Origin of the sequence: Pseudoroseomonas cervicalis ATCC 49957, from assembly GCF_000164635.1 — a bacterium.
Classification (GTDB): Bacteria; Pseudomonadota; Alphaproteobacteria; order Acetobacterales; family Acetobacteraceae; genus Pseudoroseomonas; species Pseudoroseomonas cervicalis.
In genome coordinates, this window is record NZ_GG770896.1 from 1 (window position 1) to 1,717 (window position 1,717).

1 protein-coding gene and 1 pseudogene are annotated in these 1,717 nt (G+C 74.7%); one reads left to right on the forward strand and one right to left on the reverse strand.

The features are described from left to right. Window positions 1-504: pseudogene (locus tag HMPREF0731_RS20090) on the forward strand (tetratricopeptide repeat protein); the annotation flags it as partial. Between the two features lie 295 nt (window positions 505-799). Here HMPREF0731_RS20090 and HMPREF0731_RS20095 read toward each other — a convergent pair. Next, window positions 800-1,633, reverse strand: a complete 834-nt coding sequence (locus HMPREF0731_RS20095; protein WP_245538371.1) for a DMT family transporter — start codon at window positions 1,631-1,633, stop codon at window positions 800-802. Between the last annotated feature and the right edge of the window lie 84 nt (window positions 1,634-1,717).

Below are 1,717 nucleotides of genomic sequence, written 5' to 3' on the forward strand. Positions count from 1 at the left end.
CTGGCCGGCGGCTCCGGCGCCGGCAACCCGGCGCGCGCCGCGATCTATGCCCAGGCCTCGCAGGCCTGGATGATGGCGGGCGACACCGCCCGCGCCTATGGCGCCGCCACCCTGGCCCTGTCGCTGATGCCGGACGACACCGCCCTGCTGGTGGACCGCGCCACCGCCGCCGGCGCCATGGGCCGCTATGCCGAGGCGCTGGAGGACCTCAACCACGCCATCGCCACCGACCCGCACCGCGCCGAGGCCTTCGTCTTCCGCGCCGCCGCGCTGCGCCACCTGGACCGCGCCGAGGACGCCCAGCGCGACATCCAGCGCGCCCTGGAGCTGGACCCGCGCAATGCCGAGGCCTTCCTGGAGCGCGGCATCCTGCGCCAGCTGAAGGGCGACACCGCAGGCGCCCGCGAGGACTGGCAGCGCGCCATCGCCGTGGCGCCGGACAGCATCGCCGCCGACCTCGCCGCCCAGAACCTCGCCCTCAACGAGGCCGGCCCCCGCCGTTGATTTTTTCCGGGCTGCCGCCGTTTCCCGGCGAGGCGGGACGCTGCAGGCTGGCGATGCGCGACTTTTTTTTCGGGCTGCCGCCGTCACCCGGTGAGGCGGGGCGCTGCGGGCTGATGCTGCGCGGCCGGTCAGGTGGGGCGCTGCGGGCCAGCGCCGTTTGCCGATCCGGCGCGACCGGGCGCCACAGCAATCGCCCCGTTCCGCCCTTCACCCCGCCCCCTGCCCCCCTGGGCCGAAGCGCACCCGGCGCAGTATCGCCCTCCCGTCCCGGCCCTGACCGGCAGCCGAAAAAAAATCAGCGGTGGTTCATGAGGCAGGCGAGGATGACGATGGCGGCGCCGACCAGCGTCGTCAGCGCCGGCAGCACGCCCCAGATGGCGAAATCCGCCAGCACGGCCCAGAGCAGGGCGCTGAATTCCAGCGGCGCCAGCTGCGCCACGCTGGCGCGGCGGAAGGCGGCGGCCAGGCAGATGGTGGCCGCACCCGCGAAGACGCCGTTCACCGACAGCGCCAGCAGGTCCAGCCCGCCCGGCGCCACCCAGCCGCTGCCGGCGAAGGGCAGCAGCAGCAGCGCCCCGGGCACCGAGGACCACAGGATCAGCCGGGCGATGCCCGGCTCGTCGCGCAGATAGCGGTTAATGGTCAGCACGGTGGCGTAGCTGGCGGTGCCGAACAGCGCATAGAGATAGGCCAGCAGGCTGCCGCCCGCCGACAGCCCCGGCGCCATGGCGACGATGATGCCGAGGAAGCCGACGCCGCTCCACAACCAGACGCGGCGCGGCAGGGTCTCGCCCAGCACCAGCGCGGCGAGCGCCAGCGTCATGAAGGGGGCGGTGAAATAGACCAGGTAGCCCTCGGCCAGCGGGATCTCGCGCAGCGCCTGGAAGAAGCCGACGGCCGAGCCCAGCATGGCGAGCGCCCGCAGCAGGTGCAGCCGGGGATGCGCGGTGCCGAGCGGCCCGCCCAGCCCCGGCCGCAGCGCCCGCGCGCCGAACAGCAGCGCCAGCAGCACCAGATGGCGGATCAGCACCACCTGGGCCACCGGATAGGCGCCGGCCAGCAGCTTGCTGTTGGCGTCCAGCGCCGCGAACAGCCCGAGCGCGAGCAGCAGCAGCAGCGGTCCCTGCACGATTCCGTCCCCCGGCCGCGCCCTGGCCCGGGTCCCGCCCGGGCCGCGCGGCCCTGCCCGGCTTCTCATCCGCGCGGCGCGGCG